The sequence below is a fragment of the Trinickia sp. Z7 genome (genome assembly GCF_056498045.1).
On sequence record NZ_JAUEQW010000004.1, the window covers coordinates 266,932 to 289,938 of the forward strand.

The window sequence follows — 23,007 nt, forward strand, 5'->3', positions numbered from 1 at the left end:
CATGAATCTCATCGAACCCGGCATCCGCAATCTCGCGACCGCGAAAGACGTCCTGCTCACCCCTTATGGCCTCGACGAAGCGCGGCTCACGCGCACGCTCGCCGAGATCTTCACGCATCGTGTCGACTATGCCGACCTGTACTTCCAAGCGACGCGCAGCGAGGCATGGAGCCTAGAGGAAGGGATCGTGAAGTCGGGCAGCTTCAGCATCGACAAAGGCGTCGGCGTGCGCGCCGTGGCGGGCGACCGCACGGCATTCGCGTACTCGGACGACCTTTCGCCCGAAGCCCTGGCGCAGGCCGCGCATGCCACGCGCTCGATCGCCAAAATGGGCGGCGGCAAGCGCAAGATCCAAGTGGCTACTTCGCTCAAGGGCGTGACGGGCCGTGACCTTTACTTGGCGGCCGATCCGCTCGCCTCGCTCGATGCGACCGAGAAGGTCAAGCTGCTCGAGCGGATCGAACAGATGGCCCGCAGCCGCGATACGCGCATCACCCAGGTGATGGCGGGGCTGGCCGGCGAATACGACGTCGTGCTCGTCGCGCGCAGCGACGGCGCGCTCGCGGCCGACATCCGCCCACTCGTGCGCGTGTCGGTGACGGTCATCGCCGAACAGAACGGCCGGCGCGAGATCGGCAGCGGCGGCGGCGGCGGCCGCTTCGATTACGCATACTTCACCGACGACATCCTGGCCCGCTACGTCGACGATGCCGTCAAGGCCGCGCTCGTCAATTTGGAAGCGCGCCCGGCCCCGGCCGGAGCAATGACGGTCGTGCTCGGGCCGGGTTGGCCCGGCGTCTTGCTGCACGAAGCGATCGGCCACGGGCTCGAAGGCGACTTCAACCGCAAGGGGTCGTCCGCATTCGCCGGGCGCATCGGCGAGCGCGTCGCGGCCAAGGGCGTGACGGTGGTCGATGACGGGACGCTGCCGAACCGCCGCGGCTCGCTGAATATCGACGACGAAGGCAACCCGACGCAATGCACGACGCTGATCGAAGACGGCGTGCTCAAAGGCTACATCCAAGACACCCTCAACGCGCGGCTCATGAAGATGCCCGTCACCGGCAACGCGCGGCGCGAATCGTATGCGGCCCTGCCGATGCCGCGCATGACGAACACGTACATGCTGGCCGGCGACAAGGCGCCGCAGGAAATCATCGAATCGGTCAAACACGGCATCTACGCAGTCAACTTCGGCGGCGGCCAGGTCGACATCACCAACGGCAAGTTCGTGTTTTCGGCGTCCGAGGCCTACATGATCGAGAACGGCAAGGTCACCTACCCCGTCAAGGGCGCAACCTTGATCGGCAGCGGCCCGGAGTCGCTCAAGTACGTGAGCATGATCGGCAACGACATGGCGCTCGATACGGGTGTGGGCGTCTGCGGCAAGGAAGGCCAAAGCGTGCCCGTGGGCGTGGGCCAACCGACCTTGCGCATCGATAACCTGACCGTGGGCGGAACGGCCTGACCTATCGATTGGCCGTCGCGGCACCCATGCGGTTTTTTTGCGCGGCTGCGGCATTTTGTGCAAGGTGCCCGCATTTTTCGGGCCTGGCGGTTGCAGACCGCGCTCAACCGGCGTATAAAGTGGGACACACCTTTTGATGACGAGCCTTACCCCCGCTATGTCCACGAAGTTTTATTTTTACTTCTTTTGGCATCTCAGTCCGCTGGCGGATCGAGAGGGGTGTTAGCGCTCAACGCAAACCCGAATTCCCGAAAAACCGCCAGCGAACCTGGCGGTTTTTTTTCGCCTTGGCTCAGTCGATCGCCGGCGAAACCGTACCGAACCGATGAGGAGAACCGCAGCATGCCCCCGCACAATACCGACGACGTCCGTATTCGAGAACTCAAAGAACTCACGCCGCCCGCGCATTTGATCCGCGAGTTTCCGTGCAGCGAGGGCGTCTCCGATCTGATCTACAGCGCGCGGCGCGCGATGCATCGCATCCTGCACGGCATGGACGATCGGCTCATCGTCATCATCGGCCCGTGCTCGATTCACGACCCGAAGGCCGCGCTCGAGTACGCGAGCCGGCTCGTGGGCGAACGCAAGCGCTTTGCCGGCGAGCTTGAAATCGTCATGCGCGTGTACTTCGAAAAGCCGCGGACGACGGTCGGCTGGAAAGGGCTCATCAACGATCCGTATCTCGACAACAGCTTCAAGATCAACGATGGGCTGCGCGCCGCACGCGAACTGCTCGTCGGCATCAACGAGATCGGGCTGCCCGCCGGCACCGAGTACCTCGACATGATCAGCCCTCAGTACATTGCGGACTTGGTGTCCTGGGGCGCGATCGGCGCGCGCACGACCGAATCGCAAGTGCACCGCGAGCTGGCATCGGGCCTCTCCTGCCCGGTCGGCTTCAAGAACGGCACCGACGGCAACGTCAAGATCGCCGTCGATGCGATCAAGGCGGCTTCACAGCCGCACCACTTCCTGTCGGTGACCAAGGGCGGCCACTCGGCCATCGTCTCCACCGCGGGCAACGAGGATTGTCACGTGATCCTGCGCGGCGGCAAGACGCCGAACTACGATGCGGCGAGCGTCGATGCGGCCTGCGCCGATATCGGCCGCGCCGGCCTCGCGGCGCGCTTGATGATCGATGCGAGCCACGCCAATAGCTCGAAGAAACACGAAAACCAGATTCCGGTTTGCGCCGATATCGGCCGGCAAGTTGCAGCGGGCGATGAGCGCATCGTGGGCGTGATGGTCGAGTCGCATCTCGTGGCCGGACGCCAGGACCTGCAGCCGAACTGCCCGCTCACATACGGCCAAAGCATCACCGACGCATGCATCGGCTGGGACGAGAGCGTCGCCGTGCTCGAAGGGTTGGCGCAAAGCGTGAAGCAACGGCGCATCGCACGCGGCAGCGGCAACTGACTCGCGACTGACTCGTATCGAGGCGAGCCCGCCATGACGAACGGGCCGCCAGCCTTGGGGTTGTTCGTTTCCCCTAAGGCTGGCGGCCCGTCGCATCGCGAGCGGTCGCTTGTAGCGCGACCTTGATCGCTGATCGCGCTTTAGGCGAGTGCGCCCGTGCCGAACACCTCGCTGTGGATGCGCGCGGGATCGATGCCGCGGGCCACGAGCGCGTCGCGCTGCGCCTCCATGAAACCCATCGGGCCGCAGAGGTAGTAATCGGCGTCGGGCACGACGGCTTGCTCGGCGATCTTCGCGAAGTCGATGCGGCCTTCGAAGTCGTAGTCGACGCCTGGCCGGTCGGCCACGCCCACTTCTTCGTAGAACACCGCGCGCGACACGTTCGGGCGCGTCGCCACGACTTCGGCTAGCCACGTTTTGAACGCGTGGACATTGCCCGAGCGGCACGCATGCACGAACGCGACGCGGCGCTCGCTACCGCCGGCGACGAGCGTCGAGAGCATCGATACCATCGGCGTGATGCCCACGCCACCGGAAACGAGCACAACCGGGGTCGACTTCGACCGATCGAGGCGGAAATCGCCCATCGGCGCCGTCACTTCGACGATCGCGCCCTCTTCCACTCCGTCGTGCAACAGCGTGGACAAACGGCCAGCGGGCACCGCCTCGTTACCGCCTTCCCGCTTCACCGAAATGCGCAGCCACTTGCCGTGGGGCGCGTCGGACAAGCTGTATTGGCGGGGCTGATCCACGCCGAGCTCGCCCACGTAGCGCTTCACCGACACGAATTGGCCCGGCTGGAAGCTCGCTGCCGGGGCGCCGTCCGTGGGCGTCAGATAGAACGAAGTGATCTCGTCGCTTTCCACGACTTTGCGCGAGACGACGAACGGGCGATAGCCGCTCCATGCCGCGCCCTCATAGAGCTTCGCCTCGGCCCCGATCATGATCTGGGCTAGCTGCGCATATGCGGCACGCCAAGCTTCGAGCGTCGCTTCGTCCACGGCATCGCCCAGCACCTCGACCACCGACGCAAGCAGGTTCTCACCGACGATCGGGTAGTGCTCGGGACGAATGTTCAGGCTCGCATGCTTGTGCGAAATGCGGCCCACCGCGGCGCCGAGCGCGCCGAGGTTGTCGATGTTCGCGGCATAGGCGTACACGGCGTGGGCGAGCACGTCCGCTTGACTGCCGCTCGTCTGGTGCGTCTGGTTGAACAAGTTCCTCAACTCGGGACGATTCGCGAACATGCGGCGGTAGAAATGCTTGGTGATCGTGGCGCCATGTTGGGCGAACACCGGGGCGGTCGCTTTGACGCGAGAAATTTGGTCGGGCGTAAGGGCGGAGGTCATCGATTCGCGCTCGTCGTTAAGATGTATCAAGAATACATTTTAATAGACCGCCGCCTCCATACGACACTTTGTCGCAGGGCAGCATGCCGCGCAGGCGGCAACCGCTCGTCGTTTGCTCAGAATCGATCCATTCGCTCTGCTGCGGCTGCGCTATTGAACGCGGCGTTCGGGCTGCCACAGGACATCGGCGCCGCCATCCGCCCGATTGAGCACGCGGGCGAGCACGAACAGCAGGTCGGACAAGCGGTTCACGTAGCGACGCGGGGCATCGGCGAGCGATTGAGTAAGGCCGAGCGTGACGATTGCTCTCTCGGCCCGGCGGCAAACGGTGCGGCAGACGTGCGCGAGCGAGGCGGCGCGCGAGCCGCCGGGCAGGATGAACTCTTTGAGGGGCGGCAAGCTCGCGTTGTAGTGCGCGAGCCAACCGTCGATGCGGGCGAGATGGGCATCGCCGATCACGACGTGGCCCGGGATGCAGATTTCACCGCCTAGATCGAACAGATCGTGCTGGATGGCAGTAAGCGCGTCGCGCACATCCTCCGGCAGCGGCTCGGTCAAGAGCACGCCTATGTTCGAGTTCAGTTCGTCGACGTCGCCCATGGCGACGATGCGTGCGTCGTCCTTGCGCACGCGGCTGCCATCGCCAAGGCCGGTCGTGCCGTCGTCGCCCGTGCGCGTGGCGATTTTGCTCAAGCGGTGGCCCATATCGTTGCTCCCTTTTTTGTTGCCGTTGACTTTGTTGCCGTTGACTTGCCGTTGCCGGGGCATCAGCGGTCGATTCGCTTCGGCGCTCGGCGCCCGCGAAGACGGGCGAGCGGGCCGCGACAGCTGAAAGCGGATCATTATAGGCGCGCCGCGATGCCCTTTTGCCCGGCTCGGGATCGGCCGTTCGGCCAATTCTGGTGCGCCGGCGATGGGCGTAGAATGAACCGACCTTTGAACTGAGTGCACGCGCCATGTGCGATCGCGGCACGCGCCGCTTCGTAGCTTGATTGGCCTCACTAGCTGCATGACATCGACGCGCGAGCCGTTTCGGTATGCGCGCGTCAGGAGACACCTTCGTGAACCATCCCGCGCCCCCCGCCGCCGTGGCCGCTCGCCGGCCGTTTCCGCCCGCCTTGCTCACGGCGCTCCAAGCCGCGTTCGGCGAGCGCGTGTCGGTTTCGGAAGCGGTGCGTGCGCATCACGGGCGCGACGAGTCGCCGTTCGACCCGCAGTTGCCCGACGCCGTCGTCTTCGCTCAAAGCACCGAAGACGTGAAAACCGCCGTCGAACTATGCGCGCGCTACGATGTGCCGATCATCGCTTACGGCAACGGCTCCTCGCTCGAGGGGCAACTGCTTGCCGTCGAAGGCGGCGTCACGATCGACGTATCGGGCATGAACCGCATCGTTTCGGTCGCGGCCGAGGACATGACAGCCACCGTCCAAGCGGGGGTGTCACGCAAGACATTGAACGAAGCGCTGCGCGACACGGGCCTGTTCTTTCCGATCGATCCGGGCGCCGACGCCAGTCTCGGCGGCATGGCGGCCACGCGCGCTTCGGGCACCAACGCCGTGCGCTACGGCACGATGCGTGAAAACGTCCTTGGGCTCACCGTCGTGCTCGCCGATGGCCGGATCGTCAAAACCGGCACGCGAGCCCGCAAGTCGTCGGCCGGCTACGATCTCACACGCCTATTCGTCGGCTCGGAAGGCACGCTAGGCGTCATCACCGAAGTCACCGTGCGGCTCTACCCGCAGCCCGAAGCGGTATCGGCAGCCGTCTGCGCCTTCCCGTCGATGGGCGAGGCCGTGCGCACCGTCATCGAAACCATTCAACTTGGGGTGCCGATCGCGCGGGTCGAATTCGTCGACGCGCTGGCCATTCGCGCGATCAATCGGCACTCGAACCTCACGCTGACCGAATCGCCCACGCTGTTCTTCGAATTTCACGGTACCGAGGCGAGCGTCACGGAGCAGGCCGAACGTGTGGAGGCCCTGGCCGCCGAGCACGGCGGCAGCGGTTTTGCCTGGGCGACGCGCCCCGAAGAGCGCAGCCGCCTGTGGAACGCGCGCCATACGGCGTTCTTCGCGATGCTGCAATTGAAGCCGGGGTGCCGCGCCGTTACCACCGACGTTTGCGTCCCGATTTCACGGCTCGCCGATTGCGTCGTTCAAACCGAAGAGGACCTGATCGGCTCGCCGCTGCCCTGCCCGATCGTCGGCCACGTCGGCGACGGCAACTTCCATGTCGCCATGCTGATCGATCCGGCCAAGCCTGAAGAGCTGGCCGAAGCCGAGCGGCTGAACCGGCGCGTGGTGGAGCGGGCGCTGTCGATGGGCGGCACATGCACGGGAGAGCACGGCATAGGCTTGCACAAGATGGATTTCCTGCTCGAAGAGCACGGCCTCGCAGCCGTGGACGCGATGCGCGCCATCAAGCATGCGTTCGATCCGCGCAATTTGATGAATCCGGGCAAGATTTTTTCGTACACGGCCTAATCCAACCGACGGGGGAACCTATGGAAGCCGTTGCCTTGCCGGCCGCCGCCATCCGCGCCGAGCGCCAGCGAGAAGTCGTGCAAGCGTTGATGGCCACGCTGCCCGCGCACTGCCTGCTTTACCGCGATGAAGATACCGCGCCGTACGAGTGCGACGGCATGAGCGTCTATCGTCAGTTGCCGCTCGCCGTCGCGCTGCCCGAAACCGAAGCGCAAGTGCAGCGCGTCGTGCAAATCTGCAAGCGGCTGGGCGTGCCCGTGGTGCCACGTGGCGCAGGCACGGGCCTCTCGGGAGGCGCCACGCCGATCGCGCATGGTGTCGTGCTTTCGCTCTCGCGCTTCACGAAAATCGTCGAAGTCGATTCCTATGCGCGCACGGCCACGGTCCAGCCAGGCGTTCGCAACCTGGCCGTATCCGAAGCCGCAGCGCCGTATGGGCTCTACTATGCACCCGATCCTTCGTCGCAAATCGCCTGCACGATCGGTGGCAACGTCGCGGAGAACTCGGGCGGAGTGCACTGTCTGAAATACGGCTTGACGGTTCACAACGTCATGCGTGTGCGCGCCGTCACCATGGATGGCGACATCGTCGAATTCGGCTCGCTCGCGCCGGATTCGCCGGGGCTCGATTTGCTCGCCGTCATGATCGGCAGCGAAGGCATGTTCGCGGTCGTGACCGAAGTGACGGTCAAGCTGATCCCCAAGCCGCAAACCGCGCAGGTCGTAATGGCGAGCTTCGACGATGTCGTCAAAGGCGGGCAAGCCGTGGCGGGCATTATTGCCGCCGGCATCATCCCGGCCGGCCTCGAGATGATGGACAAGCCCGCCACGCAGGCCGTGGAAGCGTTCGTCGGCGCGGGCTACGACCTCGATGCCGCCGCCATCTTGCTGTGCGAGTCGGACGGCACGCCCGAAGAAGTGGCCGACGAGATCGTGCGCATGACGGCGGTGCTGCGCGAGCATGGCGCGACGCGCCTGCAGATATCGCGCAGCGAAGCGGAACGCCTGCGCTTTTGGTCCGGCCGCAAGAATGCATTCCCCGCCGCTGGCCGCATCTCGCCCGATTACTACTGCATGGACGGGACGGTCCCACGCCGCAGCATCGGCCCCTTGCTCGCCCGCATCGAAACGCTGGAAGGCAAGTACGGCCTGCGTTGCATCAATGTGTTCCATGCCGGCGACGGCAACATGCACCCCCTCATCCTATTTAACGGCAACGACCCGGACGAGCTTCGACGGGCCGAGGAATTCGGCGCCGAGATCCTCGAAACGTGCGTCGAATTCGGCGGCACGATCACGGGCGAGCACGGCGTCGGCATCGAGAAAATCAACTCGATGTGCGTGCAGTTTTCGCAGGCCGAACGCGATGCATTTTTCGCCGTCAAGCGCGCATTCGATCCAGCCGAATTGCTCAACCCCACCAAAGGCATTCCGACGCGCGCACGCTGCGCCGAATACGGGAAGATGCGCGTGAGCGGCGGCTTGTTGCCGCACCCGGAGTTGCCTCGATTCTAGGGCCGGGTCGCCGCAACCACCCGTTCGTTCGGCGCGCGGTTCGTCGCTGCCGGCTGCCACCGCAATAGCCGGCGGCATCGGCTCATACGCGTAGTTACCCCTAGGCAAGCGCCTAGCGGCTTGTCTCGGGGCGCTCGGTCGGTACAATCTGGAACGAAGTGAACGACGGCATGACTTGCAAAAAGCCGGCACAACCGGATGAACGACACGACGAAGCGGGAAGGCATGCAAGACGAAGAGATCGTGGCCTACTGGTCCGAACGGATTCGGACGGCCACGGCAGAGGCGCGTCCGTTGCGCGTACGCGGCGCTGGCACGAAGGACTGGTACGGTCAGCAATTGCAGGGCGAAATACTCGATACGCGTGCCTATCGGGGCATCATTGCGTACGACCCGGCCGAACTCGTCATGACGGCGCGCTGCGGCACGCCGCTCGCCGAAGTCGAAGCGGCGCTCGCCGAGCATGATCAAATGCTGGCGTTCGAGCCTCCGTACTTCGGCCGTGCGGCGACGCTCGGCGGTTGCATCGCCGCCGGCATTGCCGGGCCGCGCCGAGCGCAGGCCGGCGCGGCGCGCGATTTCCTATTGGGCGTCACGATGATGAACGGGGCCGGCGAAGTCCTGCGCTTCGGCGGCCAGGTCGTGAAGAACGTCGCAGGCTACGACGTTTCACGGCTCATGGCCGGCTCGCTAGGCACGCTGGGGTTGATGCTCGATCTATCGATCAAGGTGATGCCGCGCCCGGCGGTGGAAGCGACGCTCAAGTTCGACATGAACGGCACCGACGCCGTGCGCAAGCTGAACGAATGGGGTGGCCGGCCATTGCCCATCACGGCTAGCGCATGGCGCAACGGCACGCTCGCCGTACGGTTGTCGGGCGCCGAAAGCGGCGTTAAAGCGGCGCGCAGTGCGATTGGGGGAGAAGTTGTCGACGCCGTCGAGGCCGAGCGCTTTTGGGAAGGATTGCGGGAACAAACGGACCCGTTCTTCGCCTCGATTCCCCCGAACGCGGCGCTGTGGCGCCTCGCGCTGCCATCGATCACCGAGCCGCTGCAGTTGCCCGGTGCTCAGTTGATGGAATGGGGTGGCGCGCAGCGCTGGTGGGTGACGGATACCGACGCGCAGACGGTGCGTATCAGCGCGAAACAAGCGGGCGGACACGCGACGATCTTCCGCGCCGGTCGCGCGTTCGACCGCAGCGTTGGCGTCTTCACGCCGCTGCCCGCGCCGATCATGAAGATCCATCGAGGGTTGAAGGCGGCTTTCGACCCGGCGCGCGTGTTCAATCGCGCGCGCATGTATCCCGACTTCTGATGCCGCGGGCCTTTTCGTCCCGAGGGCGCGCCGAGCCTTCACGAACCATGCGACCGAGCAAGGGATAAGAGCGCAGCGATGCAGACCCAACTCGCAGACTTCATCCGCAACACCGCCGACGGCGAAGAGGCCGAAGCGATTCTGCGCAAGTGTGTCCACTGCGGTTTTTGCACGGCCACCTGCCCCACTTATCAATTGCTCGGCGACGAACTCGACGGCCCGCGCGGGCGCATTTATTTGATCAAGCAGATGGTGGAAGGCGCGCCGGTCACACGCAGCACGCAACTTCATCTCGATCGCTGCCTGACTTGCCGCAGTTGCGAAACGACGTGCCCTTCGGGCGTGCAGTATGGGCGGCTCGTCGAGATCGGGCGGCAGCACGTGGAAGCGACGGTGCAACGGCCGTTGCGTCAACAACTATTGCGGCGACTACTGGCGAGCGTGCTGCCGAACAGCGCCGTGTTTGCACCGGCGCTGCGTCTGGGGCAACTCGTGCGTCCGTTCTTGCCGCGGCGGCTGCGCGACAAGATTCCACCGCGCCAGCGTCTGCTCGAATGGCCGGCCAACGGAGCGCCGCTCACCGCCAAGAGTAGCGCCATCGCGGATGCGCCCGCCACCACGCGCCGCATGTTGTTGCTCGCGGGTTGCGTGCAGCCGGCCATGCTGCCGAACATCAATATTGCGACGGCACGCGTGCTTCATGCGTTGGGCATCGAGGCCGTCATAGAGCCCGAGGCCGGGTGCTGCGGGGCGATTCGCCTGCATCTAGGGTACCGCGACGAAGCGCTCGACGACGTGAGGCGCAACATCGACGCCTGGTGGCCGCATGTCGAGGCGGGGATCGACGCGATCGTCATCAACGCGTCCGGTTGCGGCGCGACGGTGAAGGAGTACGGCCATTTGCTGCGCAACGATCCCGATTATGCGGAGAAGGCGCAGCGGATCACCGAGTTGTCGCGCGACATCGCCGAGGTGCTCGGCGGTTACGAAGCGGAACTCGCGGGGCTTGCGCGTCGGCGCGGCGTGCATACGATCGCGTTTCATCCGCCGTGTACGCTGCAGCATGGGCAACAGATTCGCGGGACCGTCGAGCACTTATTGGCGACGCTCGGGGTGGAGACGCGGTTGCCGGTGGACAGCCATCTTTGTTGCGGCTCGGCCGGGACCTATTCGGTCACGCAGCCGGCCTTGTCTTACACGTTGCGCGATCGGAAGGTGCGGAACCTCGAGGCGCTCGAACCGCAGATGATCGTGTCGGCTAACGTGGGCTGTATCGCCCATCTGCAAAGCGGGACGTCGATGCCCGTCGCGCATTGGGTCGAGCTTGTCGAGCATTTGATTTATGGGTGAGCGGTGACGAAATGCGCGGCCGGAGGGACAACTCGTCACGCAAGCCCGTGCGCACGAAACGCACCGTCTTCTGCTCGGCCGCGCGACGCAACGCCCCGCCCACCTGTGCGCCGTATAATCCGCAACTGACTTCGAGCCTTCGCTCCCGTACCGTCCATGTCCCATATCGCCGAGAATCTTCAGGAAGTGCACGCCCGCATCGAACGCGCGGCTAAGGCCGCCCAGCGGTCGACGGACGCCGTTCGCCTGCTAGCCGTCTCGAAGACGTTCCCGGCCGACGATATCCGCACCGCTTTCGCCGCGGGACAGCGTGCCTTCGGCGAAAACTACGTGCAAGAAGCCGTCGCCAAAATCGAAGCGCTTGCCGATCTGCGCTCCGAAATCGAGTGGCATTTCATCGGCCCGCTGCAATCGAACAAAACGCGGCCCGTGGCCGAGCATTTCGATTGGGTCCATTCGATCGATCGCCTCAAGATCGCTCAACGTTTGTCCGAGCAACGCCCCGATACGCTGCCCCCTTTGAACGTATGCCTGCAAGTGAACGTCAGCGGCGAGGCATCGAAAAGCGGTGTCGCGCCTGAAGACGCCCCGGCCCTCGCACGCGAAATCGCGGGTCTGCCCAAGCTTCGTCTGCGTGGCCTGATGTCGATACCCGAGCCCGCCGCCGATTCGGCAGCGCAGCGCGAGCCACATCGCACCCTACGCGAACTGTATGAAACGTTGCGCGCGCAAGGCGTTGCACTCGATACCCTATCGATGGGCATGTCGGGCGATCTCGAGGCGGCCGTGCTCGAAGGCGCGACGATGGTCCGCATCGGCACGGCCATCTTCGGCAAACGCGACTACGCTCACTGAACGACGCTTCGACGGCGTCCCCGGCCTCCTCGCACCGGATACTCCACGCTCACGGTTGCACCTGCTCCGGGTTGCACCCGACGGAACGCCAACCGACGGCGGTCTATAATCGCCCGCTACGCCTACCCCTTCCTCCTGCTCGACATCATCATGAAGATCGCATTTATCGGCGGCGGCAACATGGCCGCGGCATTGATCGGCGGCTTGATCAAGCGCGGCGTCGCGCCCGCCGGCCTCTACGCCATCGACGTCAACGAAGACGCCCGGGCACGCACTCACGCGCAGTTCGGCGTCGCGACCGGCGCGCAAGCCGATGAAACGTTGCGTGGCTACGATGCCGTCGTGCTGGCGGTGAAGCCGCAAGTGCTCAAAGCCGTCTGCGCTTCGCTCGCGCCGCATCTGTCGACGCAGCTCGTCGTCAGCATCGCAGCGGGCATTCGCGGCGCCGATCTCTCGCGCTGGCTCGGCGGCTATACGCGCGTCGTGCGCGCCATGCCGAACACGCCGGCGCTGATCGGACAAGGCGTGACGGGGCTGGTCGCACTTGCGGGCGTCGACGAAGCGGGACGTACGCTCGCATCCGCGGTCCTCGGGGCCGTCGGCACGACGGTATGGTTCGACGACGAAGCAAAGATCGACGCCGTCACCGCAATCTCGGGCAGCGGTCCGGCCTATGTGTTCTATTTCATCGAGGCGATGCAGGAAGCGGCGCGCCGCCTCGGATTGAGCGACGAACAAGGTCGCGCCCTGGCGCTCGGCACGTTCGCGGGCGCGGCGCAACTGGCGGTGCAATCGGATGACAGCGCCGCCGTTTTGCGCGAGCGCGTGACCTCGAAGGGCGGCACGACAGCCGCAGCGTTGGCTGCATTCGAGGCGCAAGGCGTCAAGGAAGCCATCGTCAAAGGCGCACTCGCGGCCGATGCCCGCGCGAAAGAAATGGGCGACGAGTTGGGCAATCAATAACGCGACCAGCCTCGCAGAAGCCGACGCGCCGTCGGCTTCCTCGAACGCGCTGGCGTCAGAACGCCGTCACCGCATAGTGCGCGGCAATCCCGGCGAACAGCACGCCGCCGAGCCAGTTGTTGTGGCGAAACGCCGCGAAGCAAGCCATCCGCTCGCGGCCGCGAATGAGCGTGTAGTGGTAAAGCGCGCAGCCGAGCGCAGCCACCCATCCGGCCCAATAGAATGCGTTGAACCGCAGCACGACGCCGATCGCCGCGTAAATGCCCAGCGTGGCCGCATAACAGAGCATCACGGCTGCCACGTCGAATCGGCCGAACGTGAGCGCCGACGTGCGAATGCCGATTTTGACGTCGTCGTCGCGGTCCACCATCGCGTATTCCGTGTCGTACGCCACCGACCAAAACACATTGGCGAGCAGCATGACCCACGCGAGCATCGGCACGCGCCCCTGCACGGCAGCGAACGCCATCGGAATGCCGAAGCCGAACGCGATGCCCAGATACGCCTGCGGGATCGCAAAGAAACGTTTCGTGAACGGATAAGACCCGGCCACGAACAGCGCCGCCACCGACAACGCCTTCGTCAAGCCATTGAGCGGCAGAATCAGCAGAAAAGAAACGATCGACAAGGCCGCCGCAATCGCAAGCGCCTCCCATGCGCGTATCTTGCCCGACGTGATCGGTCGGGATTCGGTGCGTTTGACGTAACGGTCGAAGTCGCGGTCGGCGTAGTCGTTGATCGCACAACCGGCAGAGCGCATCAGCACTGTGCCCACGACGAAGATGGCGAACAGCGAAAGCGACGGCCTACCATTCGAGGCGATCCACAGCGCGTTGAGCGTGGGCCACAGCAGCAACAGGCTGCCGATCGGCTTATCCATGCGGATCAAACGCAAATAAAGGGGAAGACGGGCGAACATGGGCGCAGACATGGGCGAAGCGGCCGTAAACGAAAAACGAACGCCGTATTGTAGAGCCGTGGCACCGAAACGACGAAGGCCTCCCGGTTGGGGAGGCCTTCGTCAACGATGATGACGGCGCGCGCGGCGGGTCAAGCCAGCATCGAACGCAGCATCCATGCGGTTTTCTCGTGCGTCTGCAGGCGCTGGGTCAACAGATCGGCCGTGGGCTGATCATTGGCGGCATCCGCGGCAGCAAAGACGTCGCGTGCGGTGCGCGCGACCGCCTCTTGCCCTTGCACGAGTTGGCGAATCATCTCTTCGGCCGCGGGCACGCCGTCGGCCTCCGGAATCGACGACAATTTCGCGAAGTCCTTGTAGCTGCCCGGCGCATGCACGCCCAGCGCGCGGATGCGCTCGGCAATCGCGTCGACGGCCAGCGCGAGCTCGTTGTATTGGCCTTCGAACATGAGGTGCAGCGTGTTGAACATCGGCCCGGTCACATTCCAATGGAAGTTGTGGGTCTTCAAATAAAGCGTGTAGGTATCGGCAAGCAACCGCGACAAACCTTCCGCGATCTTTTTGCGGTCCTTGTCATTGATGCCGATGTCGATTTGCACTGCGGTGTTTTTCTTTGCCATGGCGATTCCTTCGAAGGATGAAGCGAAACGGCGAAACAGCTCAACGCGTCGATAACCCTTTCGCGAGCGAACCGGCGAAAGGACCGACGAAACTCGGTAGGACACGAACGATCGCCAGTGTAGCCCAGGCGCATAAAACGGCGCCAGTTACGTGACAACGCCGTGACACCCAAAGTGCAAGCTCTTTGCCGCCGCCCGGCTTTCTGCCTCCGTCTTTGCAGAAGTCGACGCGATGATCGACGCGACGCTTCATTTGCATTTCATCAGCGATAGCCCGTGAGCGTGAGGGCCCCGACCCGACAAGGGCCGAGGTATCCGCTTTCCACGCCGGCTTATTTTTCGCGCGCGGCCTGGCGCTGCTCGATTGCCGCTGCAACGCCTAAACCGTAAGCCTCGTCGGCGCGGTTGAAATGCTCGAGCGCACGCGCGACGATGTCGGCAGGCACGCCGTCGATATGCCGGGCGATGTTGTCGAACAACCGCTGGCGCTCGCCTTCGCCGAACAAACGGAACAGCGCGCCGGCCTGGCTGTAGTAATCGGTGTCGTCGCGATGGTCGTATCGATCGATCGCGCCGGCGGCGAGCGGCGGTTCGGCCGCACGCGCGTCCTGAGCGAATTCGCCGAAGCGGTTCGGCTCGTAGTTCGGCGTCCCGCCGAGATTGCCGTCCGTGCGCATCGCCCCGTCGCGATGGAACGCATGATGAACGGGGCATTTCGGCGCGTTCACGGGAATCTGATGATGATTGACGCCGAGGCGATAGCGCTGCGCATCGCCATACGAGAACAGCCGCCCCTGCAGTAAGCGATCGGGCGAAAAACCGATGCCGGGCACGACGTTGGCCGGCGTGAATGCAGCCTGCTCGACATCGGAGAAATAGTTGCCCGCGTTCCGATTGAGTTCGATCACGCCGACATCGATCAATGGATAGTCCTTGTGCGGCCACACCTTCGTGATGTCGAACGGGTTGTATGCGAGCGTCGCCGCGTCCGCTTCGGGCATGACTTGAATGCGGAACGCCCATTTCGGAAAGTCGCCGCTCTCGATGCTGGCGATCAAGTCGCGTTGAGCGCTCTCTCGGTCGCCGGCGATCACCTGCGCAGCTTGCGCATCGGTATAGTTGTCGATTCCGTTCAGCGACTTGAAGTGAAACTTCACCCAAAAGCGTTCGCCGTTGTCATTGACGAAAGAGAACGTGTGGGAACCGAAACCGTGCTGCTGCCGGTAGTTCTTCGGAATACCGCGATCGCTCATGAGAATCGTGACTTGATGCAGCGACTCGGGATGGCGGGTCCAGAAATCCCACGCGGCGACGTTGCTGCGCAGATTGGTGTACGGGTCGCGCTTTTGCGAGTGAATGAAGTCCGGAAACTTCAGCGGATCGCGAATGAAGAACACGGGCGTGTTATTGCCGACGACGTCCCAGTTGCCCTCCTCCGTGTAGAACTTGATCGAAAAGCCGCGCACGTCGCGCTCGGCATCGGCGGCGCCGCGCTCACCCGCCACCGTCGAAAAGCGCATGAAGAGCGGCGTTTCCTTGCCGATCTCGCTGAAGACTTTCGCCTTCGTGTACTGCGTGATGTCGTGCGTGACGACGAATCGGCCGAAGGCGCCCGAGCCCTTCGCATGCACGCGGCGCTCGGGAATCACCTCGCGATCGAAATGGGCGAGCTTTTCGAGCAGCCAAACGTCCTGCAGCGCGATCGGTCCGCGCACGCCCGCGGTCAACGAGTTTTGGTTATCGGCAACGGGGGCGCCTGCGGCGGTCGTCAATTTTCGGTCGGACATCGTGTGCTCCTCAGCAAAGCAGGTAATCGGGGTGTCGTGGATTAGGGACGCGGCGAAGTACATCCGCCGCGCGCAAGGTCTAGGCGCTTGCCGGACGGCAAATGCGAGTTGCAAGCGGAGGCCGCACGGGCTCAAGCCCCAAGCGCGCGGTCGGCCAGCAGCGACACGGCCGCCGCTCGTGAGCGGCGCAGCGAGATGGCGAGCCGAGCGCCAGTTCGGGCGCGGGCACTCGACGAAACGACACGAGCAAGCAATTGCGACATGACTTTCTCCCTCTGCGTGGGCGCTCCAGCGGGCGCGGTATGGAGAGAAGAATAAAGAATGCTATTGAATATTGAAATTCAATTGTTTTTATCTATTCGATAGCCGCAGTCATTCGAAGCGGCCGCCCGCGGCTCGGCAGGGCGGCAAAGCGGCATGTCGCTGCGGCCGAGGCGCCGCCGGACATCGGAGGATTTAGCTGATGCTTAGTGGATCGGGGTTCGGCAAGCCGATTGCCGACTGGCCCTGCGTCCGTCAATTGACCACGGCCGGCATGTCGAGCTTGTTCACGCCCGGCAACTCGCAGGCCGCGATGGCGTCGCTGATGGCGTCGATGGCCGGCATGCGCGTGAAGCTCTTGCGCCAAGCGAGGACGACGCGTCGATCCGGCACCGGCTCGTCGAACGGCACATAGCTGAGCAGCCCGGCATCGGGGCCACCGGCATGCGCTCGCACCTCGGATACCGACATGCGCGGCAGCACCGTAATGCCGACGCCGCTCGCCACCATATGGCGTATGGTTTCGAGCGAGGACCCTTCGAACGTCTTCTGAATGCCGTCGGCCGTTTGGGAAAACCGCATGAGTTCGGGACAGACGCCCAGCACGTGGTCCCGGAAGCAATGTCCCGTGCCGAGCAGCAGCATCGTCTCTTGCTTGAGGTCGCTCGCGTCGATCTTCGTGCGCGACTCCCAGGCGTGCCCCGCGGGCAGTGCGACCACGAACGGTTCGTCGTAGAGCGGGCGCACCATGAGTCCCGTCCCGGGAAACGGCAACGCCATGATCGCCACGTCGATCTCACCCTGCTTGAGCAATTCGATCAACTTGAGCGTGTAATTCTCCTGCAGCATCAGCGGCATCTGCGGCACGCGCTTGATCATTTGCTTGACGAGCGTGGGCAGCAGATAAGGCCCGATCGTATAAATGACGCCCAAGCGCAACGGTCCGACGAGCGGGTCCTTGCCCTGCTTCGCGATTTCCTTGATGGCGATCGTTTGCTCGAGCACCCGCTGCGCTTGCGTGACGATTTGCTCGCCGATCGGCGTCACGCTGACTTCGCTCGTCCCACGCTCGAAAATCTGCACGTTCAGTTCGTCTTCGAGCTTCTTGATAGCCACGGAGAGGGTCGGCTGGCTGACGAAGCACGCCTCGGCGGCGCGGCCGAAATGCCGTTCGCGCGCAACCGCCACGATGTATTTCAGTTCAGTGAGCGTCATTGGGGGACCAATCAGGACATTGAAATCGATAGGTTTATCTTATACACCCGAGACGCCGATTCGCCAACTGGGGGCCAGGTCGTGTCAGCCGCCCGGCACGGTCGACCACCCCGGCGCAGCAGCCATGCGCCTGAGCGCGGCATACGCGCCCTTCGGGGCCGGTGCTCGAGCCCGATCGCTCATTGGCCGGCGCCTACCAAAGGGTTGCGGCGCCGCGGCCTCACGCCTTCAAAAAGTGCTCGCGTCCGCCCAGCCAGCGCGCCAAGTGTTGCAGCACCACATCGGGATAACGTTCGATGAGCCGTGCCGCCGCTTCGCGGGCCGGCTCGATGAGCCAGGCGTCGTTTTCCAAGCTGGCGAAACGCAGCATGGCTGCGCCGGACTGGCGTGCCCCGAGGAATTCGCCCGGGCCGCGAATCTCCAAGTCGCGACGCGCGATCTCGAAGCCGTCGGTCGTCTCGCGCATCGTTTTCAAGCGCTCGCGCGCCGTCAGCGACAGCGGGTTGCTGTAGAGCAGCACGCAAATCGAGGCGGCGCTGCCGCGCCCCACGCGCCCTCGCAACTGGTGCAGTTGGGCAAGGCCGAACCGCTCAGCATGTTCTATCACCATGAGCGATGCATTGGGCACGTCCACGCCCACTTCGATGACCGTGGTGGCCACGAGCAACTGCACCTCGTTGCGCGAGAACGCTTCCATGACGGACGCCTTTTCGGCGGGGGGCAGCCGCCCGTGCACGAGGCCCACGCGCAATTCGGGCAGCGCGGCGACGAGCGTCTCGTATGTTTCGATCGCCGTCTGCAGTTGCAGCGTCTCGCTTTCCTCGATGAGCGGACACACCCAATACACCTGCCGCCCCGTCAATGCGGCGTCGCGCACGCGGGCGACGACCTCGTCACGGCGCGCGTCCGAAATCAGTTTCGTCACGATCGGCGTGCGTCCCGGGGGCAGTTCGTCGATCGTCGAGACGTCCAGATCGGCGTAATAGGTCATGGCGAGCGTGCGCGGGATCGGCGTGGCCGACATCATCAGCTGATGCGGCTGAAACCCAGTGGCGCCGTCGGCCGCGCGATCGGCCTTGGCCCGCAGCGCCAGCCTTTGGGCGACGCCGAAACGATGTTGCTCGTCGACGATCACGAGACCGAGCCGCGCGAACTCGACCGTATCTTGGATGATCGCGTGCGTCCCGATCACGAGTTTCGCCGCGCCGGAAGCTGCCGCTTCCACGGCCGCGCGTTTGTCCTTCGCTTTCAAGCTGCCCGCCAGCCAGGCGACGCTTACGCCTAGCGGCTCGAGCCAGCCGCGCAATTTGCGCGCGTGCTGTTCGGCGAGAATTTCGGTGGGCGCCATCATGGCCGCCTGGTAGCCGCAATCGATGGCCTGCGCGGCCGCCAGCGCGGCGACAACCGTCTTGCCGCTGCCCACGTCGCCCTGCAACAGCCGCTGCATCGGATGAGGCGCGGCCAGATCGGCCGCGATCTCGCCCACGACGCGCACCTGCGCGCGCGTGAGTTCGAACGGCAGCGCGGCCAACAGCCTGGCGACGAGCGTACCGTCCGCACCTTCGGCCCGGCCCGGCGGCATGGCCGGGGCGGAACGGGCGCGCCGCTCCTCATGAGCGCGCTTGAGCGAGAGCTGCTGCGCAAGCAACTCGTCGAACTTGATACGGGTCCACGCCGGATGCGTCCCGTCGATCAACGCTGCCTCGTCCGCACTCGCGCTCGGGTGATGCAGCACGCGCACGGCCTGCTCGAGCGGCGGCAGCGCGAGCGGCGCGCAGTACTGCTTGGCGATAGGCTCGGGCAAGATTTCCGGTAGCGGCGTGCGGGCGAGCGCATTGTCGATCGCCTTGCGCAGATACGCCTGCGAGACGCCCGCGGTGCTGGGATATACGGGCGTCAACGCTTGCGGCAACGGGGTGTCTTCTTCGACGGGACGCACCGTCGGGTGAACCATTTCGAGCCCGAAGAAACCGCCGCGCACATCGCCGCGCACGCGTAGCCGCACGCCGAGCGCCATTTGCTTGACCTGCGAACCGTAAAAATTCAGAAAACGCAGCGCCAGCTCCGCGCCTTCGGCGTCGCGCAACTTCACGACGAGCTGCCGGCGCGGCTGATAAGCGATTTCATTGTCGACGACGACGCCTTCCGTTTGCGCCGTCTCGCCCGGCAGCAGTTCGCCGATCGGCGTGAGCGTCGTCTCGTCTTCGTAGCGCATCGGCAGATGCAGCACGAGATCGATGTCGCGCGTCAACCCCAGCTTGGCGAGCTTATCGACCGGCTTGGCCGGCTTGGCCGGCTTGGCGGCCTTGGCGGTCTCGACGGCCTTAGCGGTGGTCTTGGCGGCCGGCGGCGCCTCTGCGGCGGAATCGGTCGGACGCGATCGGGGCAACGGCATTACGCTCCTGGCAAGTACAATGACGGTTTTCTCTGGACGAACGGCATGCGGGCCGCATCGGCGCCGCTTTGCGATCATAGCGGCTCGTGAGCCGTCTCGCCGCGCCCCGCCGCCGATCATCAACGCAGCATGTTCACGCTTTCCGATTTCGATTTCAATCTACCGCCCGAACTCATCGCGCAGACGGCGCTGCCCGAGCGCAGCGCAAGCCGTCTGCTCGAAGTCGATGCCACGGCCTCGCCGCCGCGTTTCGTCGACCGGCGTTTCGCCGAGTTGCCCGACTGCGTGCGGCGCGGCGATTTGCTCGTGTTCAACGATACCAAAGTGCTCAAGGCGCGCTTCTTCGGTCAAAAGGCGAGCGGCGGCAAGATCGAGGTGCTCGTCGAACGCCTGACCGGCGAGCATACGGCGCTCGCGCAAATTCGCGCGAGCAAGAGCCCGGCGCCCGGCACCACGCTCAGGCTGGCCGACGCGTTCGACGTGACCGTCGGCGAGCGCGTCGAACCGTTCTACACGCTGCACTTTCCGCAGGCCTGCCTGACGCTCATCGAGCGCTACGGCCGCTTGCCGTTGCCGCCTTACATCGAGCACGATCCCGACGCCACCGACGAAACGCGCTATCAAACGGTGTTCGCGCAGAACCCCGGCGCCGTGGCTGCGCCCACCGCCGGCCTGCATTTCGACGAGGCGCTGCTCGCCAGGCTCGATGAGCAGGGCGTCGAGCGCGCGACGCTGACGCTGCACGTGGGCGCGGGCACCTTCCAGCCCGTGCGCGTCGAGAACATCGCCGAGCACAAAATGCACAGCGAGTGGTATCAGTTGCCGCAGGCGCTCGTCGATAAAATCGCTGCCACGCAGGCGCGAGGCGGCCGGGTGATCGCCGTGGGCACGACCTCCATGCGCGCGCTCGAAGCCGCGGCGCGAGACGCGGATGCCGCCGGCCGGCCGCTTTGCGCCACCTGCGCGGAAACCGACATCTTCATCACGCCCGGCTATCGTTTCCGTGTGGTCGACCGGCTCGTGACGAACTTTCATTTGCCGAAGTCGACGCTGCTCATGCTCGTGAGCGCGTTCGCCGGCGTCGAGACGATCCGCGAGGCGTACCGGCACGCGATCGAACAACGCTATCGTTTTTTCAGCTACGGCGATGCCATGTTGCTGACGAAGGCCTCAAGCCAGTAGGGCGAACGGCGCGCGCATGCAGCGCACACACAAGCCGTTCGTCTCTTGGTCTCGAGATGGACCGAATTTACTTAACACGCGGTCGCCTAGATCCGGCCGCGACCCTTTCCCTGCGCCGGGCACGCACGCCAAGCGTATCCCGGCTGCGATAGGAGTCCAATATGACCGACGGTCATACCCTTGATAACGCGCCCTCGCCCGTACCGGGCCTAGGGGGTTTGAAGTTCGAGCTGCTTCGGACCGACGGCCGCGCGCGCCGCGGCCGCTTGACGCTGAACCACGGCGTGGTCGAAACGCCGATCTTCATGCCGGTCGGCACCTACGGCACGGTGAAAGCAGTCCAGCCGCGCGAGCTCGAAGAGATTCGCGCGCAGATCATCCTCGGCAATACCTTTCATCTCTGGCTGCGCCCGGGGCTCGAGACCGTCGCCGCGCATGGCGGCCTGCACGGCTTCATGGGCTGGCGGCGCCCGATTCTGACCGATTCGGGCGGCTTCCAAGTCTTCTCGCTCGGCGATCTGCGCAAGATCACCGAGGACGGCGTGACGTTCGCCTCTCCGGTGAACGGCGACAAGCTGTTCCTCTCGCCCGAAGTCTCGATGCAAATTCAAAAGGTGCTGAACTCCGACATCGTCATGCAATTCGACGAATGCACGCCGTACGCAACCGACGGCGTGCCGACGACGCACGAGGACGCCGCCGCGTCGATGCGCATGTCGCTGCGCTGGGCCAAGCGTTCGATCGACGAGTTCGACCGGCTCGGCAATCCGAACGCGCTGTTCGGCATCGTCCAGGGCGGCATGTTCGAAGACCTGCGCGACGAATCGCTCGCCGGTTTGTCGGACGCGGGCTTTCACGGGCTGGCTGTCGGCGGCCTGTCGGTCGGCGAGCCGAAAGAGGAAATGCTGCGCGTGTTGGAGCACATCGGCCCGAAGCTGCCGGCCGATAAACCGCATTACCTGATGGGCGTGGGCACACCCGAGGATCTGGTCGCCGGGGTGGCCGCGGGCATCGACATGTTCGATTGCGTGATGCCCACGCGCAATGCGCGCAACGGCTGGCTATTCACGCGCTTCGGCGACGTGAAAATCCGCAACGCAACCCACAAGAACTCGCTGCGCCCGCTCGACGAAACGTGCGGCTGCTACACCTGCCAGCACTTCACGCGCGGTTATTTGCATCATTTGCATCGCGTCGGCGAAATTCTCGGCGCGCAGCTCAATACGATCCACAATCTGCATTACTACCTCGAACTCATGAGCGAAATGCGCGACGCCATCGAAACGGGCGCTTTCGAGGCATTTCGTCAGCGTTTTCGAGACGAGCGCGCACGCGGCGTCGAATAGCGGCGCCGGGCGAAATCGTGCTTACCCAGCGCCGCAAAGCGGGCCGGCGGCGCCGGGTGGACGCGCACCCAGGCTTCGCGGCCGCCCGATTCAGTCTCGGTGGTAAAATACGCGGCTATTTTTCGATCGCTTCAGATCGTTCCGATCGTCACTTACGGAGAAACCAACGTGTCGCTGATTCCCAACGCATTCGCGCAAGGCGCAACCGGCGGCGGCGCCGAGTCGAGCCTGATGAGCTTTTTGCCGCTCATCCTCATGTTCGCGGTGCTGTACTTCATCATGATTCGCCCGCAGATGAAGCGTCAAAAGGAGCATCGCAATATGCTCGCCGCGATGGCCAAGGGTGACGAAGTCGTGACGAGCGGCGGCATGGTCGGCAAGGTGACGAAGGTCGGCGAAGCATACGTCGGCGTCGAAATCGCCGAAGGCACGGAAATCACCGTGCAAAAATCGGCCGTCACGACGATTCTCCCGAAGGGCACGATCAAGTCGCTCTAATGCGGCTCACCGCCCGTCCTGCCCAGCCCGATGCGGCGCGGCGCGCCTAGCGCTTCGCGCGCCGCCCACGGC

Annotated in this window: 18 protein-coding genes; 11 read left to right on the forward strand and 7 right to left on the reverse strand. The window is 64.5% G+C overall.

Annotation, left to right across the window (positions count from 1 at the left end):
- Nucleotide 1: 1 nt before the first annotated feature.
- Nucleotides 2-1,468: a metalloprotease TldD gene (gene tldD, locus QQS38_RS09995; RefSeq protein ID WP_479645214.1), complete on the forward strand. Its 1,467-nt coding sequence runs from the start codon at nucleotides 2-4 to the stop codon at nucleotides 1,466-1,468.
- Nucleotides 1,469-1,810: 342 nt separating this feature from the next.
- A complete protein-coding gene (gene aroG / locus QQS38_RS10000) occupies nucleotides 1,811-2,884 on the forward strand; it encodes a 3-deoxy-7-phosphoheptulonate synthase AroG (protein WP_277429093.1) in 1,074 nt (357 codons plus the stop codon).
- 140 nt (nucleotides 2,885-3,024) lie between these two features.
- On the opposite strand, the gene hmpA is transcribed toward aroG, so the two are convergent.
- Together hmpA and QQS38_RS10010 are read right to left on the reverse strand one after the other, a co-directional pair.
- Nucleotides 3,025-4,233 carry an NO-inducible flavohemoprotein gene (hmpA, locus tag QQS38_RS10005; protein ID WP_479645215.1) on the reverse strand — a complete coding sequence of 403 codons (1,209 nt, stop codon included), beginning with the start codon at nucleotides 4,231-4,233 and terminating at the stop codon, nucleotides 3,025-3,027.
- Between the two features lie 150 nt (nucleotides 4,234-4,383).
- Nucleotides 4,384-4,938: a cob(I)yrinic acid a,c-diamide adenosyltransferase gene (locus tag QQS38_RS10010; protein WP_479645216.1), complete on the reverse strand. Its 555-nt coding sequence runs from the start codon at nucleotides 4,936-4,938 to the stop codon at nucleotides 4,384-4,386.
- A 356-nt stretch (nucleotides 4,939-5,294) separates the two neighbouring features.
- Here QQS38_RS10010 and QQS38_RS10015 point away from each other — a divergent pair, with 356 nt between their 5' ends.
- The 6 genes from QQS38_RS10015 to proC all read left to right on the forward strand — a co-directional run bounded on the left by QQS38_RS10015 (nucleotide 5,295) and on the right by proC (nucleotide 12,712).
- Nucleotides 5,295-6,716, forward strand: a complete 1,422-nt coding sequence (locus QQS38_RS10015; protein ID WP_479645217.1) for an FAD-binding oxidoreductase — start codon at nucleotides 5,295-5,297, stop codon at nucleotides 6,714-6,716.
- Nucleotides 6,717-6,736: 20 nt separating this feature from the next.
- On the forward strand, nucleotides 6,737-8,230 hold the full coding sequence (locus tag QQS38_RS10020) for an FAD-linked oxidase C-terminal domain-containing protein (RefSeq protein ID WP_479645218.1): 1,494 nt from the start codon (nucleotides 6,737-6,739) through the stop codon (nucleotides 8,228-8,230).
- Nucleotides 8,231-8,455: 225 nt separating this feature from the next.
- A complete protein-coding gene (gene glcE / locus QQS38_RS10025) occupies nucleotides 8,456-9,544 on the forward strand; it encodes a glycolate oxidase subunit GlcE (protein ID WP_479645375.1) in 1,089 nt (362 codons plus the stop codon).
- 78 nt (nucleotides 9,545-9,622) lie between these two features.
- On the forward strand, nucleotides 9,623-10,894 hold the full coding sequence (gene glcF, locus QQS38_RS10030) for a glycolate oxidase subunit GlcF (protein ID WP_479645219.1): 1,272 nt from the start codon (nucleotides 9,623-9,625) through the stop codon (nucleotides 10,892-10,894).
- 156 nt (nucleotides 10,895-11,050) lie between these two features.
- Nucleotides 11,051-11,749 (forward strand): YggS family pyridoxal phosphate-dependent enzyme, encoded by a 699-nt coding sequence (locus QQS38_RS10035; protein ID WP_479645220.1) that lies wholly within the window; start codon nucleotides 11,051-11,053, stop codon nucleotides 11,747-11,749.
- Between the two features lie 150 nt (nucleotides 11,750-11,899).
- Nucleotides 11,900-12,712 (forward strand): pyrroline-5-carboxylate reductase, encoded by an 813-nt coding sequence (proC, locus tag QQS38_RS10040; protein ID WP_479645221.1) that lies wholly within the window; start codon nucleotides 11,900-11,902, stop codon nucleotides 12,710-12,712.
- Between the two features lie 55 nt (nucleotides 12,713-12,767).
- Here proC and ubiA read toward each other — a convergent pair whose 3' ends face one another.
- The 5 genes from ubiA to recG all read right to left on the reverse strand — a co-directional run bounded on the left by ubiA (nucleotide 12,768) and on the right by recG (nucleotide 19,909).
- Nucleotides 12,768-13,631 (reverse strand): 4-hydroxybenzoate octaprenyltransferase, encoded by an 864-nt coding sequence (gene ubiA, locus QQS38_RS10045; RefSeq protein WP_479645376.1) that lies wholly within the window; start codon nucleotides 13,629-13,631, stop codon nucleotides 12,768-12,770.
- 131 nt (nucleotides 13,632-13,762) lie between these two features.
- Complete coding sequence (locus QQS38_RS10050) at nucleotides 13,763-14,251, reverse strand: Dps family protein (RefSeq protein WP_479645222.1); 489 nt, start codon at nucleotides 14,249-14,251, stop codon at nucleotides 13,763-13,765.
- Between the two features lie 332 nt (nucleotides 14,252-14,583).
- Entirely contained in the window at nucleotides 14,584-16,038 is a 1,455-nt protein-coding gene (locus QQS38_RS10055) for a catalase (protein WP_479645223.1), read from the reverse strand.
- 516 nt (nucleotides 16,039-16,554) lie between these two features.
- Nucleotides 16,555-17,514: a hydrogen peroxide-inducible genes activator gene (locus QQS38_RS10060; protein WP_479645224.1), complete on the reverse strand. Its 960-nt coding sequence runs from the start codon at nucleotides 17,512-17,514 to the stop codon at nucleotides 16,555-16,557.
- Between the two features lie 220 nt (nucleotides 17,515-17,734).
- Entirely contained in the window at nucleotides 17,735-19,909 is a 2,175-nt protein-coding gene (recG, locus tag QQS38_RS10065; RefSeq protein ID WP_479645225.1) for an ATP-dependent DNA helicase RecG, read from the reverse strand.
- Nucleotides 19,910-20,038: 129 nt separating this feature from the next.
- On the opposite strand from recG, the gene queA reads away from it, so the two are divergent.
- The 3 genes from queA (at nucleotide 20,039) to yajC (ending at nucleotide 22,935) form a co-directional block, all read left to right on the forward strand.
- Nucleotides 20,039-21,091: a tRNA preQ1(34) S-adenosylmethionine ribosyltransferase-isomerase QueA gene (gene queA / locus QQS38_RS10070; RefSeq protein WP_479645226.1), complete on the forward strand. Its 1,053-nt coding sequence runs from the start codon at nucleotides 20,039-20,041 to the stop codon at nucleotides 21,089-21,091.
- A gap of 161 nt (nucleotides 21,092-21,252) precedes the next feature.
- Nucleotides 21,253-22,437, forward strand: a complete 1,185-nt coding sequence (gene tgt / locus QQS38_RS10075) for a tRNA guanosine(34) transglycosylase Tgt (RefSeq protein ID WP_479645227.1) — start codon at nucleotides 21,253-21,255, stop codon at nucleotides 22,435-22,437.
- Between the two features lie 168 nt (nucleotides 22,438-22,605).
- Nucleotides 22,606-22,935: a preprotein translocase subunit YajC gene (gene yajC, locus QQS38_RS10080; RefSeq protein ID WP_479645228.1), complete on the forward strand. Its 330-nt coding sequence runs from the start codon at nucleotides 22,606-22,608 to the stop codon at nucleotides 22,933-22,935.
- The last annotated feature ends 72 nt before the right edge of the window (nucleotides 22,936-23,007 follow it).